At 64.1% G+C, this 15,393-nt stretch carries 14 protein-coding genes; 10 read left to right on the top strand and 4 right to left on the bottom strand.

The annotated features are described in order from the left end of the window. Positions 1 to 43: 43 nt before the first annotated feature. From alaS to frdD, 6 genes are all read left to right on the top strand, one after another. Complete coding sequence (alaS, locus tag JY500_RS09735) at positions 44 to 2,671, top strand: alanine--tRNA ligase (protein WP_206256207.1); 2,628 nt, start codon at positions 44 to 46, stop codon at positions 2,669 to 2,671. Positions 2,672 to 2,728: 57 nt separating this feature from the next. Beyond that, positions 2,729 to 3,157 (top strand): PaaI family thioesterase, encoded by a 429-nt coding sequence (locus JY500_RS09740; protein ID WP_172199229.1) that lies wholly within the window; start codon positions 2,729 to 2,731, stop codon positions 3,155 to 3,157. A 147-nt stretch (positions 3,158 to 3,304) separates the two neighbouring features. Then, positions 3,305 to 5,089 (top strand): fumarate reductase (quinol) flavoprotein subunit, encoded by a 1,785-nt coding sequence (frdA, locus tag JY500_RS09745; RefSeq protein WP_206256208.1) that lies wholly within the window; start codon positions 3,305 to 3,307, stop codon positions 5,087 to 5,089. After that, the gene (locus JY500_RS09750; protein WP_206256209.1) at positions 5,082 to 5,843 is read left to right on the top strand and encodes a succinate dehydrogenase/fumarate reductase iron-sulfur subunit; all 762 of its coding nucleotides are present in this window, start codon (positions 5,082 to 5,084) and stop codon (positions 5,841 to 5,843) included. Before frdA ends, JY500_RS09750 begins: the two co-directional genes overlap by 8 nt. Continuing rightward, the gene (locus tag JY500_RS09755) at positions 5,840 to 6,238 is read left to right on the top strand and encodes a fumarate reductase subunit C (protein WP_206256210.1); all 399 of its coding nucleotides are present in this window, start codon (positions 5,840 to 5,842) and stop codon (positions 6,236 to 6,238) included. Before JY500_RS09750 ends, JY500_RS09755 begins: the two co-directional genes overlap by 4 nt. Further along, entirely contained in the window at positions 6,235 to 6,594 is a 360-nt protein-coding gene (gene frdD / locus JY500_RS09760) for a fumarate reductase subunit FrdD (RefSeq protein WP_206256211.1), read from the top strand. The genes JY500_RS09755 and frdD overlap by 4 nt, the downstream gene beginning before the upstream one ends. Here the strand turns inward: frdD and JY500_RS09765 are convergent. The 3 genes from JY500_RS09765 to JY500_RS09775 form a co-directional block, all read right to left on the bottom strand. Further along, positions 6,591 to 7,163: a hypothetical protein gene (locus JY500_RS09765; RefSeq protein ID WP_206256212.1), complete on the bottom strand. Its 573-nt coding sequence runs from the start codon at positions 7,161 to 7,163 to the stop codon at positions 6,591 to 6,593. The two genes, frdD and JY500_RS09765, sit on opposite strands and share 4 nt — an antisense overlap. Beyond that, positions 7,144 to 7,683 carry a CHAP domain-containing protein gene (locus JY500_RS09770; RefSeq protein WP_206256213.1) on the bottom strand — a complete coding sequence of 180 codons (540 nt, stop codon included), beginning with the start codon at positions 7,681 to 7,683 and terminating at the stop codon, positions 7,144 to 7,146. The genes JY500_RS09765 and JY500_RS09770 overlap by 20 nt, the downstream gene beginning before the upstream one ends. Positions 7,684 to 7,791: 108 nt before the next feature. After that, positions 7,792 to 10,209 carry a LuxR family transcriptional regulator gene (locus tag JY500_RS09775; protein ID WP_206256214.1) on the bottom strand — a complete coding sequence of 806 codons (2,418 nt, stop codon included), beginning with the start codon at positions 10,207 to 10,209 and terminating at the stop codon, positions 7,792 to 7,794. Positions 10,210 to 10,321: 112 nt separating this feature from the next. Here JY500_RS09775 and JY500_RS09780 point away from each other — a divergent pair, with 112 nt between their 5' ends. Both JY500_RS09780 and JY500_RS09785 read left to right on the top strand, forming a co-directional pair. Continuing rightward, positions 10,322 to 11,401, top strand: a complete 1,080-nt coding sequence (locus JY500_RS09780; protein WP_206256215.1) for a protein kinase family protein — start codon at positions 10,322 to 10,324, stop codon at positions 11,399 to 11,401. A gap of 11 nt (positions 11,402 to 11,412) precedes the next feature. After that, positions 11,413 to 12,081: an HAD family hydrolase gene (locus tag JY500_RS09785; RefSeq protein WP_206256216.1), complete on the top strand. Its 669-nt coding sequence runs from the start codon at positions 11,413 to 11,415 to the stop codon at positions 12,079 to 12,081. Positions 12,082 to 12,191: 110 nt separating this feature from the next. Here JY500_RS09785 and JY500_RS09790 read toward each other — a convergent pair whose 3' ends face one another. Continuing rightward, positions 12,192 to 12,644, bottom strand: coding sequence for an Mpo1 family 2-hydroxy fatty acid dioxygenase (locus tag JY500_RS09790; RefSeq protein ID WP_172199253.1), 453 nt, complete (start codon positions 12,642 to 12,644; stop codon positions 12,192 to 12,194). Between the two features lie 189 nt (positions 12,645 to 12,833). On the opposite strand from JY500_RS09790, the gene JY500_RS09795 reads away from it, so the two are divergent. Then, on the top strand, positions 12,834 to 13,370 hold the full coding sequence (locus JY500_RS09795) for a GNAT family N-acetyltransferase (protein ID WP_172199256.1): 537 nt from the start codon (positions 12,834 to 12,836) through the stop codon (positions 13,368 to 13,370). A gap of 289 nt (positions 13,371 to 13,659) precedes the next feature. Then, positions 13,660 to 15,336 (top strand): DEAD/DEAH box helicase, encoded by a 1,677-nt coding sequence (locus tag JY500_RS09800; RefSeq protein ID WP_172199259.1) that lies wholly within the window; start codon positions 13,660 to 13,662, stop codon positions 15,334 to 15,336. Positions 15,337 to 15,393 lie beyond the last annotated feature (57 nt).

Consider the following 15,393-nt stretch of genomic DNA (forward strand, 5'->3'; position numbering starts at 1 on the left):
AGTTAACGAATCGCGCCAGCGCGCGAGCACCGCACGGAACGCCATGAAAAGCGCAGAGATCCGCCGCCAGTTCCTTGAATTCTTCGCCTCCAAGGGCCACCAGATCGTTTCATCCAGCTCGCTGGTGCCGGGCGACGACCCGACCCTGCTGTTCACCAATGCCGGGATGAACCAGTTCAAGGACGTCTTCCTCGGTTTCGACAAGCGGCCCTACACCCGTGCGACCACGTCGCAAAAGTGTGTTCGTGCCGGTGGCAAGCACAACGACCTTGAAAACGTTGGCTACACCGCCCGCCACCACACCTTCTTCGAGATGCTGGGCAACTTCAGCTTCGGTGACTACTTCAAGCGCGACGCGATCAAGTACGCCTGGGAGTTGCTGACTGAGGTCTACAAGCTGCCGACCGAGAAGCTGTGGGTCACGGTGTATGCCGAGGACGACGAGGCCTACGACATCTGGACGAAGGAAGTCGGCGTGCCGGCCGAACGGGTGATCCGTATCGGCGACAACAAGGGTGCGCGCTACGCATCCGACAACTTCTGGATGATGGGTGACACCGGCCCGTGCGGCCCGTGCACCGAGATCTTCTACGACCACGGCGAGCAGATCTGGGGCGGCCCACCGGGAAGCCCGGACGAAGACGGCGACCGTTACATCGAGATCTGGAACAACGTGTTCATGCAGTTCAACCGCGACGAGGCCGGCGTGATGCACCCGCTGCCCAAGCCCAGCGTGGATACCGGCATGGGCCTCGAGCGCATCTCGGCAGTGCTGCAGCATGTGCATGCCAACTATGAGATCGACCTGTTCCAGAGTCTGATCAAGGCCGCTGCGCGCGAAACCCGCAGCGCGGACATGGACAGCCCGTCGCTCAAGGTTCTGGCCGATCACATCCGCGCCTGCTCGTTCCTGATCGCCGATGGTGTGATTCCGGGTAACGCCGGCCGCGGCTATGTGCTGCGCCGGATCATCCGCCGCGCGATCCGCCACGGCTACAAACTCGGCGCGCGCGCCGCGTTCTTCCACAAGATGGTGCCGGATCTCGTCGCCGAAATGGGCGAGGCGTATCCCGAGTTGGTCAAGGAACAGGCGAAGGTCACGGCGATCCTGAAGGAAGAGGAAGACAGCTTCTTCCGCACCATCCAGAACGGCATGGAGATCCTCGACGCCACGCTGGCGGTGATGGATACCAACGGGCGCACCGAGCTCGACGGCGAAGTCGCCTTCAAGCTGCACGACACCTACGGATTCCCGCTTGACCTGACCGCGGACATCTGTCGCGAACGCAACTACACCGTGGATGCGGCGGGTTTTGATGCTGCGATGGCGCGCCAGCGTGAGCAGGCTCGTGCGGCCGGCAAATTCAAGATGGCTGCGGCGCTCGAATACAACGGCAGCGCCACGACCTTCCACGGCTACGACAAGCTCAACGTGGATGGCGCACGCGTGACGGCGGTGTATGTGGATGGCGCTTCGGTCGACGTGGCGGTGGCCGGGCAGGACGCGGTGATCGTGCTCGACAACACCCCGTTCTATGCTGAGTCCGGTGGTCAGGTTGGCGACGCTGGCGTGCTGCAGAACGGCACGACGCGAGTGGTCGTCGAAGATACCCAGAAGATCCAGGCCGACGTATTCGGCCACCACGGTCAGATTGTCGAAGGCACCGTGCGCGTCGGTGATCTGCTGAATGCCAAGGTCGATGGCGAGTCGCGCGCGCGCATCATGCGCAACCACTCGGCCACCCACCTGATGCACAAGGCGCTGCGCGAAGTGCTCGGCGAGCATGTTCAGCAAAAGGGCTCGCAAGTTGATGCCGAGAAGACCCGCTTCGACTTTGCTCACAATGGCCCGATGACCGATGAGGAAATCCGCAAGGTCGAGGCCATCGTCAATCGCGAGATCCTCGCCAATGCCGCAACGCAGGCCCGCGTGCTGCCGATCGCGGAAGCGCAGAAGACCGGCGCGATGATGCTGTTCGGCGAGAAGTATGGCGACGAAGTACGCGTGCTCGACATCGGTTCGTCGCGCGAACTGTGCGGTGGCACGCACGTCGGCCGTACCGGTGACATCGGCCTCTTCAAGATCGTGGGCCAGGGCGGCGTCGCAGCCGGCATTCGCCGCGTCGAGGCCGTTACTGGCGAGGCGGCGTTTGCGATCGTGCAGGCGCAGGATGCAATGCTGGCGGACCTGTCCGCCAAGCTGAAGCTGCCGGCTGCCGAGGCGGTAGCACGAGTCGGGCAGTTGCAGGAGCAGCTTAAGGCGACTGAGAAGGAACTCGCCAAGCTCAAGAGCGAAATGGTCGTGATGCGGCTTGACGAGCTCGTTGCGGCGGGTATGCGCACCATCAAGGGCGTGAAGATCGTTGCGATGCGCCTCGATAATGTCGATGCCGCAGCGCTGCGTGACGTGGCCGACAAGGCGCGTGATCGTCTGGGTGAAGGCGTCGTGGTTGCCGCTGCGGTCACTGACGGCAAGGTGTCGCTGGTGGCGATGGTGACGAAGTCGCTGACTGACCGACTCAAGGCTGGTGAGATCGTCGGCGCCGCCGCTCAGGTAGTCGGCGGCAAGGGCGGTGGCCGTGCGGACATGGCCCAGGCTGGCGGCACGCAACCTGAGAAGTTGCCGGAGGCATTTGAGACTGTCTTGCAGTTGCTAGATTCGAAGCTCTGATCGCGTTTGAATCAGAGGGCCGCCTGAGGGCGGCCCTTTTCATTTGTGGAGCACGCTATGACGCGACTGCGCGCCGACATGACGGTCGACAAACTCAATGCCTGGAGCCCCGGCTGCCTGCCCGGGCACCATGGCTTTGAAGTGCTGGAGCTTGAACAGGGGCGCCTGATCGCGAAACTTCCGCTTGGCCCAGAGGTGATGGCGCCAAACGGCTTCCTGCATGCGGCAAGCGTTGTGCTGCTGGCGGACTCGGCTTGCGGCTACGGTGCGATTGCTCATCTGCCCGAAGGTGCCAGCAACTTCACCACGATCGAGCTCAAGACCAACTTCCTCTCCACCGCGAAAGAGGGCGAGGTGCTGTGCGAGGCGCGTGCAGTGCATCTCGGGCGCACAACCCAGGTCTGGGACGCGGAAGTACGCAGAAGCGATGGCAGCAAGATCGCGTTGTTCCGTTGTACTCAGATGATTCTGTGGCCCAAGCCCTGAGGCCGGACGATGCCGAGCGCATCAACAATCGACAACCGTATTTGATCCAGACGAAAAGATAGCGCTGCCGCGGCGCGCACACTGGGGCTCCCTGCCGCCGGTGAGTGTTTCGGTGCCCACCTGCGACGCCACAGGAAAGGGCTGGGCATGCAGACTTATCAGGCCGACGTCGTCATCGTCGGTGCCGGCGGTGCCGGTCTGAGGGCCGCAATCGCGGTCGCCGAGCTGGACCCGCGCCTGCGGGTCGCGCTGGTCTCCAAGGTCTACCCGATGCGCAGCCACACCGTGGCCGCCGAAGGCGGTTCAGCGGCGGTGGTCCAGGCGCACGACAGTCTCGAACACCATTTCCACGATACCGTTGCTGGCGGCGATTGGCTCTGCGAGCAGGACGTGGTCGACTACTTCGTCGCACACTGCGCCGAAGAGATGGTGCAGATGGAGCACTGGGGCTGCCCTTGGAGCCGCAAGGACGACGGCCATATCAACGTGCGCGCCTTTGGCGGCATGAAGATCGAGCGTACCTGGTTCGCTGCCGACAAGACCGGCTTCCACATGCTGCACACCTTGTTCCAGACCTCGATGAAGTACCCGTCGATCAAACGTTTCGATGAGTATTTCTGCGCCGACCTGCTCGTCGATGAGGGCCGTTGCGGTGGGGTGGTCGCCATCCAAATCGCGAGCGGCGAACTGGTGCAGATACAGGCGCCGTCAGTCGTGTTGGCAACCGGCGGGGCGGGCCGCGTGTTTCGCCAGAATACCAACGGCGGTATCGTCACCGGCGACGGTATGGCGCTGGCCTATCGCCACGGCGTGCCGCTGCGCGACATGGAATTCATGCAATACCACCCGACCTGTATGCCGGGCACCGGGCTGCTGTTTACCGAAGGCTGCCGCGGTGAGGGCGGCATCCTGACCAACCGGGACGGCTATCGCTACCTGCAGGACTATGGGCTCGGCCCGGCCGACCCCTGGCCGCGCAAGAAGGCGATGGAGCTCGGGCCACGCGACAGGCTGTCACAAGCTTTCTGGCATGAAGAACGCAAGGGTAGAACGATTGATGGGCCGCACGGCTCCGTCGTCAATCTGGACTTGCGTCACCTGGGCGAGAGGAAGCTGCGTGAGCGCCTGCCGCAGATCTGCGAGCTGGCCGAAGAGTTCCTCGGCATTGATCCGGCCAAGGCGCCGATCCCGGTTCGGCCGGCAGTGCACTACACGATGGGGGGCATCCTGGTTGATGGCGCGTGTGCGGCGCCGTTGCGGGGCTTGTTCGCTGCGGGTGAGTGCTCCAGCGTCGGCATCCACGGGGCGAACCGCCTCGGTTCGAATTCCCTGGCCGAGCTATGCGTGTTCGGCAAGGTCGCCGGCGAATCCGCAGCGCGATTCGCGCAAGACTCGGCGCCCTTGCGGCGCAATCACCTTGCCGAGCAGGCATCCGATGTCGAAGGCCGTGTAAGGGCTTTTGTCGACAACGAGGGGAACGAACGGATCGCCACCCTGCGAACCGAAATGGCGCAGACCATGGAGCAGGGCTGCGGCATTTACCGACTCGGTAACGAGATGCAGGCCACCTGCGACAAACTTGCCGAACTGCGTGAGCGCTTCCGCCGCGTGAAGCTCGATGACAGATCCCGGGTCTGGAATTCCGAATGGTTGCTCGCAATCGAGTTGGGCTACCAGCTCGAAGTGGCGCAGGCGATGGCACATTCGGCACTGGAGCGGCGCGAGTCGCGCGGGGCCCACCAACGCCTCGACGGCTACGAGACGCGCGACGACGTCAATTTCCTGGCGCATTCGCTCGCGATCTACAACGGGCGCGAGGCGCCGCGAATCGAGTATGGGCCGGTGAAGATCACACACCTGCCGCCGGGCGTACGCGCGTACGGGGCCGAAGGGGAGCGCGTCGAGCAGGAAAGGAGTGCTGCCGGTGTCTGAACAGCAAAAGATCATCGAGATCGAGGTGCTGCGTTATCGCCCGGAGCAGGACGAGAAACCGGTGCCGCAAGTCTTCAAGGTGCCATTCACCGATGATATGTCCGTACTGCAGGGCATTCAGTACATCAAGGATTGGCTGGACGGCACGCTCAGCTATCGCTGGTCCTGCCGCATGGCGATCTGCGGCAGCTGCGGAATGATGGTGGACGGCGTACCGAAGCTCGCCTGCAAGACCTTCCTGCGCGACTACTACCCAAACCGGGTGCGAATCGAGGCGCTGGCTCACTTCCCGATCGAGCGGGATCTGGTGATCGTTGCTGACGACTTCATCGAAAAGCTCCAACGCATCAAACCCTGGATCATCCCCAAGGAAGCACGCACGCTGGAGCAGGGCGAATACATCCAGACCCCTGCGGAGCTGGATGTGTATGAACAGTTTTCGTCGTGCATCAACTGCATGCTGTGTTACGCGGCCTGTCCGCAATATGGGCTGAACGACAAGTTTCTCGGGCCCGGCATCATCGCCTTGCTCCACCGCTACAACACCGATTCGCGCGACGGCGCGGAAGCCGAGCGGATGCAGGAGATCCACGGCCACGAGGGGGTGTTCAACTGCACGGCCGTGGGCTACTGCTCCGAGGTCTGCCCGAAGGGCGTGGATCCGGCCAACGCGGTCAATGTGAATAAGACCAAAGTGGCGCAGGACTACTTCCTGCGTTTCGTGCGACCCAAGGCAAAGGGAGACTGCGAATGACGGCCCGACGCCCATACAAGCGCCCGATGCAGGGGTGGTGGTGCAAGAATCCGTACTTCGTTGAATACGTCATCCATGAGGCGACGGCCTGCTTTGTGGCGGCGTATGCGTTGGTGTTGCTGAGCGGGTTGTTGTGCCTTGTGCAAGGCGAAGCGGCATGGAACCTGTGGCTCGCTGTGTTGCGTAGCCCGTGGTCGATCGTCGCGCATGGCGTGATGCTGCTGGCGATGTGTTACCACAGCTACACCTGGTTCAAGATCATGCCCAAGACCTTGCCGCCGGTTGTGGTGGGGGGCAAACGCCTGTCCGCAGGCGCGATTACCGGTGGCGGTTTGCTGGCCGCGATGATCGCGAGTGCATTGGTAATCGGGCTTGCCTGGGGAGTCCTGCAATGACCAAGCGCAGCAATGAACCCATCTTCTGGCTGCTGTTCGGGGCCGGGGGCATGTTCTCGGCCTTGGTTGGCCCGGCGTTGGTCATCATTACTGGGCTGGCAGTGCCGCTTGGGCTGATGATCGCGCCGGATGCGCTGCGTTACGAGCGGGCGCATGCGCTGGCACAGCACTGGTTCGGAAAGGGGCTCCTGTTCCTTGTGGTGTCGTTGTTCCTGTGGCACGCCGGACATCGCATCTTCCACAGCCTGCACGACTTCGGCATTCATGCGGGCGGTGTCGCGCGCGCGATCTGCTACGGCGTGCCTGCCGCCGCGACGGTGCTGGCCGCTGCGGCTTTGTTAGCGATTGGCTTCTAACGAGGGGCCTCGGCCGGTACGGTGATACCGCCGGCTTGCAGCGCTTCGGCCGTGGGGGCGGGCAGTGCCTCACGCGTGAGCCGCTGCGCATTGATCTGCGCCTGCAGCGCCTGCTGTCCGCCAAACGCGCGGATATAGCGGGCAACGGCATCGTTGAGCAAGGCCTTGCGGACGCGTTCCGACACGATCGGTTTTGCGTCGAACATGCGATCGGGCGTGCCAAGCACTTGTTGCATGGTCCCGCGGCGATAGACGACGGCGCCGAAGTCAGGCTCGCTCACCGCTTCACCACCGCCATCGCTTTTGACTGTGCGCATGCCCGCAATCACGCAGGTGCTGGCATCGCCAGATTGCGCGCAGCCAAACACCCATTTTCGACCGCTGCCCAGATCCCGGCGGGTCGCATGACTGTCCTGCCAGGTTGGGAAGCGAACGGTGTCCGGACTGAAAGACAGACCGAGCAGGGGATCGGTCATCATCGCCGTGCCGCCGTCGGCGACGGCGACCGTGCCGCTCAGCGAGAGCGCCAGCGCGGCACACCGCAGGGCGTTACGGACGATAGACTTCATACGCAACCTTCTCTTTGCGATAAGCGGGGCCGGGATAGATCCCGGTTCCCTGCACGAAATCCGATACCCAGGTCGTACCGTTGTAGATCTGGATATGGCCGGCGGTCTGCCCTGCGGGCGGCTGCATCACGACCACGTCACCCTTCTGTGGGGTATAGCCCTCGGCTTCAACCTTGGTAAATCCTAGCGACGCCAGTTTCGCACCGTAGTCCTTCGCATAGACCGGGCGTGGCGGATCGATCGTGATACCGCCGGCCTCAATCGCCAGCCGTACGTACTTTGCGCATTGCCCCTGGCTGGTCGCGTGGGCGTGCGCGTCCAGATGCTTGATCATGTCATCGATGTTGACGCGGCTGGTCGCCGTGGTGGCGGGGCTGATGGCAGCCGGCGCGGTGACAGGGGCCTCAGGTGCTGTGGTGGGCCCCGGTGGGGGCGTTTCCATCAAAGCAAGCGTGCCATCGTCGGCGAGCGGGGTGTTGCTGCCGATGCCTGCGGGGCCCGGGGTACGTGCGCCAGCCATGTGCTCCTCCTGATTCGCTCGGTGCGCCGATCTTATGCGCGCGGTATCGCGACTGCGAGTGGCGACGATGCTAGCGCGCGCCACGCTGCGTGGCTATCGCGATCCGCCTCAGAGCGTCCGCGCGCGGTGAACTGCTTCAGTGCGCGTACGGATGCCCAGCTTGGAGTAGACGTGATTGATATGCGTCTTCACCGTTGCAAGGGAGACGTGCAGCCGGGTGGCAATCTGCTCGTTGGTGAGCTGCTCGCCGATCAACTGAAGAATCTGCCACTCCTTGGCGGTCAGCCCAGCGGGCGGTGGGGCGTCCGTGCTGGCCTCGGCGTCTTCTTGCGGCCGGGCGTCGCGCCGCCGCTCCAGCAGCCGTTGAACCAGCTCGCGCAGAAAGTTGCGCGTCAGCGTGTCAGCAGCGAGCGAGGTATCGCCCAAGAGCGCTTCAAGCGGGCCGAGCGCGCGCGGTGCGAGCCAAAGCCAATCGAGGCGGTCATTATGTGCAGCGGCCTGGCGGACGGCGCGCAGCAAGGCGGCGCTGTCGCCAGATTGCAGCGCCATCAGGCGATGGCCCAAGGTCGCCAGGTCTGCTGCGCCGCCTTGTTCGAGTCGATTGACGCGCTCGGCCAGTGTGCCGGTATCCAGTGCTTCGCCCGCCAGGAGGCGTGCAGCCGCGCAGAGCAGGTCGCGCCGGTCGCGGTAGAGGCACTCGGGCCAGGGTTCGGCTTCGGCGCGGACGGCGATCTCAAGCAGACGTTCCCGGTCCGCCTCACGCGCGCGTAGCCAGATGCGCGGCAACATCGCCTCGGCACGCCATTTCAGGCACAGGAAGCGCTCCGCGAGTTGCCCTTCAAGCCAGGTGACGCCTTCAGCCGCTTCGTCGCTGCGCCCCTCGATCAAGGAGCTGATCGTCTGCAACGTGCCGTAGGTGAAGCTCCAGTATTCACCGTATGTGCACGCGGCGTCGGTGCCCGCTTGCAGCAGGCGCCGTGCGGACGACGTGTCGAGGCGACGCAGGTGGATTGTGGCTTCGAGGCGTACGCTCGGGTCCAGCGCGGCAGCGGATTCGAGTCCCGCAATCCGCACCCGTTTGCGGCGCTCGATCGACCAGCGCATCGCCGTGTCGAGGTCGCCGCGCTCAAGCATCAAGGCTGCGCGGCGGTGCAGTGCTTCGAATTGCAGCCAGTCGAGTCGGTCGCGATCAGCACATGCCTGCATGTGGGTGAGTGCGTGTTGCGCATGCTCCAGGTCGCCCAGCGCCAACGCGCAGCCAGCCGCGACGTATTCGGCCAGGGCGAAGCTGGGGTGGAGATCCTCATGCAAAGCCTTCAACGCCGCATCGGCATGGCCGGCCGCACAGGCGAAGCCGTCGTACTGGAACGAGATCGACGCTGCGAGTGCGCGTGCTGGTGCGGCAATCGCAGCGTCCGGGTGTTCGCACAGTCGGCTGACTTGTGCGTCGGCCTCGTGCGGCAACTTGCTGACTTCTACCTTCCACGCTGCGTCCAGCAACGCGCGAGGCGCGTGCTCGGTCTCGGTGGCGGTCGCGTCGAGCAGGGTTCGCAGCAGGTCGCGGTTGCGATCGAACAGCATGCGCCAGCCCGCCGCTTCGATGACGCTCAGACACAGCGACGGATCGCCCGCATCGAGCGCCAGCATGGCAGCGGGGGCGTGCTCGCCGCGTGCGAGCAGCGCAGCGCTGCCGTTGTCGAGCGCGGCGCGCCAGGCCTCGGGTTCTCGCGCACGCCAAGCAGCAACGAGATAGGGGCGGAAGCGCGCAGCGAGCCGGACGCCGCCGCCTGCGTTGCAGAGCGGCCCGGCCAGCGTGGCCACCTGAAGCATTGCCGCGTCGGCTTGTGGCTTGGCGCCGATGCCGAGCGCCATCAGCCATTCCGGGCGCGATTCCGGCAGCAGGGCGGCACGGCCGAGGGTGGCAATCTGCGCATCGCTCAAGTCGTTGAGCCAGGCCAGATCCAGCCATCGCGCCAACTCGTCGTCCCAGGCGGCGTCCGGGTGTACCGTCGCCTGCCGGGCGCCCCACCAGCCCGCCCAGGTGTCAGCGTTGCCTTCCAGCCCGGCGCTACGCCATTCGTCAGGCGAAAGGGCCAGGTGGTGCGCATTGAGGGCAGAAAGCCGCCCTTGCGATCGCCACAGCGAAACCGGAAGCGAGCCCGCACTTCGGCCGGCGAGGACCAGCCTGGCCGTGCGGGGCAGGCTATCGACCAGCGTTGCCAGCGTGTCAGCGCCTTGGGGATCAAGCGCGTCGATTGCGTCGACGACCAGCAGGCCATCGTCGCCAAGGGCGTCAATGGCGCGGCGCAGGGCCTTCAGGAATCCTGCCGCTTCGCGCTTGGCCGTAATCCAGGCGCGCGAACCATGCCAGTCGTGCCAGAAGCCGCGCAAGGCACAGGTCTTACCGTAACCGCCGGGTGCCAGCACGGTCACCAGCGGTCGCTGCAGTGCCGCTTGCAGGGCTGCCGATACGCGTGGGCGCGGCATGTCGGGGCGGTAGGGTGCGGGTGGGTGGAGGGTATCCATCTGCATCCGAGCATCGTACCGCGACAATCAACCTCAGGGTTTGACGACTTCATTTCTGCGCAAGCGGAGCATGGTTGCCACAGGGAAACCGCAACACAGATCTGGAGCAATCATGACCCGTGATGAAGCACGTCAGGCCGCGCAACTGGCCTTTGCTGCGAGCAACGAGGAAATCGGTTTGGGCGACGCGAGCAGCTTGCCCTTGCCGCTCGATCAGTTGCTTGCCCTCGACGAGACTCACCCCGACGTGGTGGAGGCGCACACCGGCGGCCTGACCGGATTCGTGTACCGACTTCGCACCTCACACGGTGACTGGAACATCAAGCGCGCCCGCAGTTCCAGCCTGGTGCAGAACCCGGATGGTCAGACGTCCTTTCTCAACGAAGTTCAGCGTCGCTGCGAACTCGAAGCCCTTGGTAACGACTGCCCGGCCGGCGTGGTGCGGACGCGCTACGCCTCGTTCCGAAAGGGCTTGATTGTCTCACCGTGGATCGAGGGTGAGATTGCGAAACGTTGGGACGAGCGGACGCTGTCGAGTCTGTTCGACTTGCTCGTCGATCTGTACCTGCGCGGCTTCTTCGAGTGGGACGTATCGCCGGGGAATCTGGTCGATGATGGCACGCGACTGTGGATGTTCGACTTTGGCTACATGTATCGCTTCGACCCGCGGGTCGACTTCAATTCGAACGGGCTTGAAGCGCTCCTCTTTCATCCGGCCGAGCGCTTCGAAACACGCAACTACTTCGCGGTCTTGTTGGAGCAGGAGAAGGCGCAAGGGCAGGATGCTGCCCTTAAGGACTTCGTGCTCGAGAAGCGGATTGCGCTCTCCGCCTATGAACGCTTGGTCAGTGGGCTTCGCGCAATGAACGCGAGCAGCGCCGTGATTGATCAGTTCACCGCAATCATCGGCCGGTGGACGCGTGCGCTGCGGGAGGATCCGGCTGCGCTCTACCTTGCCGAGGGCTGGCGTTCCCATCGCCTGGACCTGGACGACGATCTGCGGGGGCAGACTTGCACGCGCCGCACGCTGGCACGTACTGACTGGCTGCTTGATGCGGTCGATCAACACTTCGATGCGCTGCGTTCGCTAGATGCCTTCTTCTGGCACGACGTCGGCCAATCGCGTGAAGCCTTGCTTGATCAACTGGCAGCCGACCGCGAAAACGCGGTACGTTGGCAGATTGTGACCTGAACGGAGACGGTATGCACTTCCCCTTTAAGGCGGTGTTGTTCGATATGGATGGCACGATCACAGACAGCACAGCGTTTCACGACGCCGCGTGGGACGCCTTCGCCCAAGCGCATGCCGGTGGCGGGCTGGCACCTGGCGATCCGCGCCTCGTGCCGGGGCGGACGATCGATGTGGTGCGCGCGGTACTTGGGCGCGACGTGGTCGGCGACGAAGCGCAACGCCTGCACGACGACAAGGAGCACCGCTTTCATGCGATCGCGCGTGGCCGCATGACCGCGCTGCCGGGGCTGTCGCGCTATCTGCGCTGGTTGTCCGCGCGGAGCATTCCGGCTGCCCTGGTGACCAACGCCCCCCGTATCAACATCGATTTCACGCTCGCGGAGCTCGGTCTAGAAGGTGCGTTTCCGCTCACGCTTGGGGCCGAGGATGTGGAGCGCGGCAAACCGCATCCCGACCCGTTCATCGAAGCCTGTTTGCGCCTTGGGGTGGCTGCGACCGACGCCTTGGTTCACGAGGACTCGCGTCTTGGCATCCAGGCGGGGGTGGCGGCGGGTTGCCCGGTTGCCGCCATGCTCACCGGTTTGTCGGCAAGCGACGCTGCCACCGCTGGCGCGCGCTGGGTTGCGCGTGACTATGACGACTGGCTGGCGCAGATTTCGCGCGAGACGGCGGAGGCCTGACTGCCTGCCTCATTCTTGAGCAAGTCGGCAAAACCCATTTGCTTCAAACGCTTGGCGCAGTGTTGCAGTGCTTATCCACAGGGCCACGCACATATTCTGTGGATCAACGCTTACCAGCGCAGCCCCAGGGCGCGGAACGCGAAGCTCAGGCAGAAGAGCGGCCCAACCCACAGATAGCGCAGATCCTCGAAGAACGACGGCTTCTTGCCCTCGATGCGGTGACCAATGAATTGGCCGATCCAGGCGAGTACGAACACCCCCAGCGAGACCGGCAGCAGATGTTCGCCCAGTGCGATCACGAGCCCGAGTACGATGGCGCTGACAAGTGCCATCGCCACCAGGAAGGGCACCGATAGCCGGGCGTAGTACACCAGGCTTGCTCCGATGAAACCGATCGCAAGCCACGGGCTGCCTGCCCACATCAGCCCAACCAGGCTGGCGAGGATGAGCGGGATGCAGACCAGGTGGATCCGTTCGTTGATCGGGTTACGGTGGCTTTCGCCGTAATGCGTGAGCAAGCGGTCCACTTCGCGTGTTGAAGCGGTCGAGTTGCTTGGCTGCATCGGGTGACTCCGTTGGTTCTGGGCGTTGTTTGGCCAAGCTTAGGGCTTTGCGGCCGGTGCAGTGATCGTTTCGGCGACAGTGTGTGCGGCGGCGTCCGGAACACTTTGCACGGTCAAACTGATCCGCGTCAGCGGCGGTGCGCGGCGAGGTGGTCGCGCTCTGCATTTTGGTGGATCATGCGCAGCATCATGAGTTGGCCGAGCCAAACGCCTCCGCGCCGGGAATGGGAACTGCGACGCCTCTCCGACGCTGACACCGAAGCGATCGCGCGGCACTGGTTGTCGCTGCCGGCGGGCGCGCGCTACAAGCGTTTCGGGCACATCCTTCCGGACGCCACCCTGCTGCGATTTGCAGAAGATCTCGATTTCTCCAGCGATCTTTTTTGCGGCATGGTTTCGCCCGATGGCGATCTGGTCGCCCTGGCCCAAGCGGCACCGGAGTGGGACGGTGCATGGGAGTTGAGTTTCTCCGTGCTGCCGCGCGCGCAGCGCAACGGCTTTGCGCGGCGACTTGGCGAGCGGATGCTCCGCATGCTCGCTGCGCAGGGCGCGCGGCGGGTGCGCTTGTGTTGTTTGGCTTCAAATCTCCCGATGACCAGCCTTGCAAACGCGCTCGGCTTCGCGATGGTGCGCGACAACGTGTTCATGCGCGGCGAGCGCGAACTCGAAGGGCCGAGTATCCGTGGTTTGCGCGCAGGCCAGACTGGTCGATTGCGCGGTAGCTGAAGGTCTGAATCGCTGCTGAGCAAAATAAAGCTGGTGTTTCCTGCGCACCGTGGCATAATCCGCCCCTTCGTCTCGGCTGCCGGTTAGTTTCACCTCCGGCACGCATCGATTTCCAGCTTCCCGTCGTTTCCGGACTCTCCCGTTCGACATACCCGGTTGGCATCGATGTTTATTGCGATGCGCCATCCCGGGTTGCCTCCTGGCAAGCCCTCATTGGCTCTGCGCCACTGAATCGAATGTTCGATTCATGCGCCGAGGCGGCTTTTGTTTGTCCGAACTGGAGAATTGAATGTCCGATATCGGCTTCGCCGACCTTGGCCTTGGCCAAACCCTCGAGTCCACCCTTGCCTCGCAAGGCCTGACTCAACCGACCCCCGTGCAGCAGAAAGCAATCCCGATGCTGCTGCAAGGCGCCGACCTGATTGCGTCCGCGCCGACCGGAACCGGCAAGACTGCCGCTTTCCTGCTTCCCGCCCTGGCCCGCCTGACCGAAGCGCCGAAGACCAAGAGCATCGGTCCGCGCATCCTGGTCCTGACGCCGACCCGCGAACTCGCGCAACAGGTTGCCAACGCTGCAAAACAGTTTTCGCGCCAGCTCAATCGCGTCAAGACGATCTGCGTGACCGGTGGCGAGTCGTACCGCGAACAGAACCGCGCCATCTCGACGCCGCACGAGATCCTCGTTGCGACGCCGGGTCGCTTGATGGACCAGATGCAATCGGGCCGTCTGGACTTCTCGCGCCTCGAAGTGTTCGTGCTCGATGAAGCTGACCGCATGCTCGACATGGGCTTCTCGGACGACGTGATGGCGATTGCCGCCAAGCTGCCGACCGATCGCCAGACCGTGTGCTTTACCGCCACGATGTCGCGTACCGTGCTGTCGCTGTCGTCGCAACTGCAGAAGAATCCGCAGACGATCGAAGTGAAGGCCGAAGTCGCTCGCACCGATGCAATCGACCAGCAGATCGTTTTCGTCGACAACTTCGGCCACAAGCGCCGCCTGCTGAGCCATTGGCTCAACGGCGAAGCCAGCGGCCAAGCCGTCGTGTTCACCTCGACCAAGCGTAGCGCCGACGAACTCGCCGCCGCGCTGGATGCTGAAGGTCATGCCACGGCTGCCTTGCACGGCGACCTGCAGCAGCGCCAACGTACCCGCATGCTCAACCAGCTGCGTCGCGGTGAAGTGCGCGTGCTGGTGGCAACCGATGTCGCCGCCCGCGGCATCGATGTGCCGGCAATCACCCATGTGTTCAACTTCGATTTGCCGAAGTTCGCTGAAGACTATGTGCACCGTATCGGCCGTACTGGCCGCGCTGGCGCCACGGGTACCGCGGTGTCCTTTGTTGGTCGCGACGATGTGGGCGCACTGCGCGGCATCGAGCGCTTCATCGGCCGCCCGGTGAAGATCACCGAAGTCGAAGGCATGGTTGCCGAGTTCAAGCCGGGTGCCCGTGGTGACGGTCGTCGCCCGGCGCCGCGCAAGTGGGATGAGCGTCGCCCGCAAGGCGAGCGCCGTGAAGGCCGCCCGTTCGGCGATCGCAACTTCGGTGATCGTCGTCCGCAGGGCGAGCGCAGCTTTGGTGACCGCCGTCCGCAGGGTGAGCGTAGCTTTGGCGACCGTCGTCCGTTCGCGAGCGAACCGCGCAGCTTTGGCGACCGCGCGCCGCGCGGCGAGAGCTTCGGCAATCGCGAAGGCTTCGGCAACAGCGAACGCCCGGCCAGCCGTGAAGGCTTCGGCAATCGTGACGGCTACCCGAAGCGTGAAGGCTTCCGTCGTGACGAGGCGCCGCGTAGCTTTGGTGATCGTCCGGCGCGCGATGCCGCGCCCTACGGCGATCGTCCGCAACGCGAAGCTCGCCCGAGCGGCGAGCGCAGCTTTGCCGACCGTCGTCCGGATGCACCGCGCAAGTCCTGGGGCGATAGCAAGCCCTTCGGTGCCGAGCGCCCGCGTCGCAAGTTCGACTGATCGCACGCTGATTGCCAGAAACGGCCGGGATATCCCGGCCGTTTTTCTTTGTAGCGG

This window comes from Niveibacterium microcysteis, assembly GCF_017161445.1.
Classification (GTDB): Bacteria; Pseudomonadota; Gammaproteobacteria; order Burkholderiales; family Rhodocyclaceae; genus Niveibacterium; species Niveibacterium microcysteis.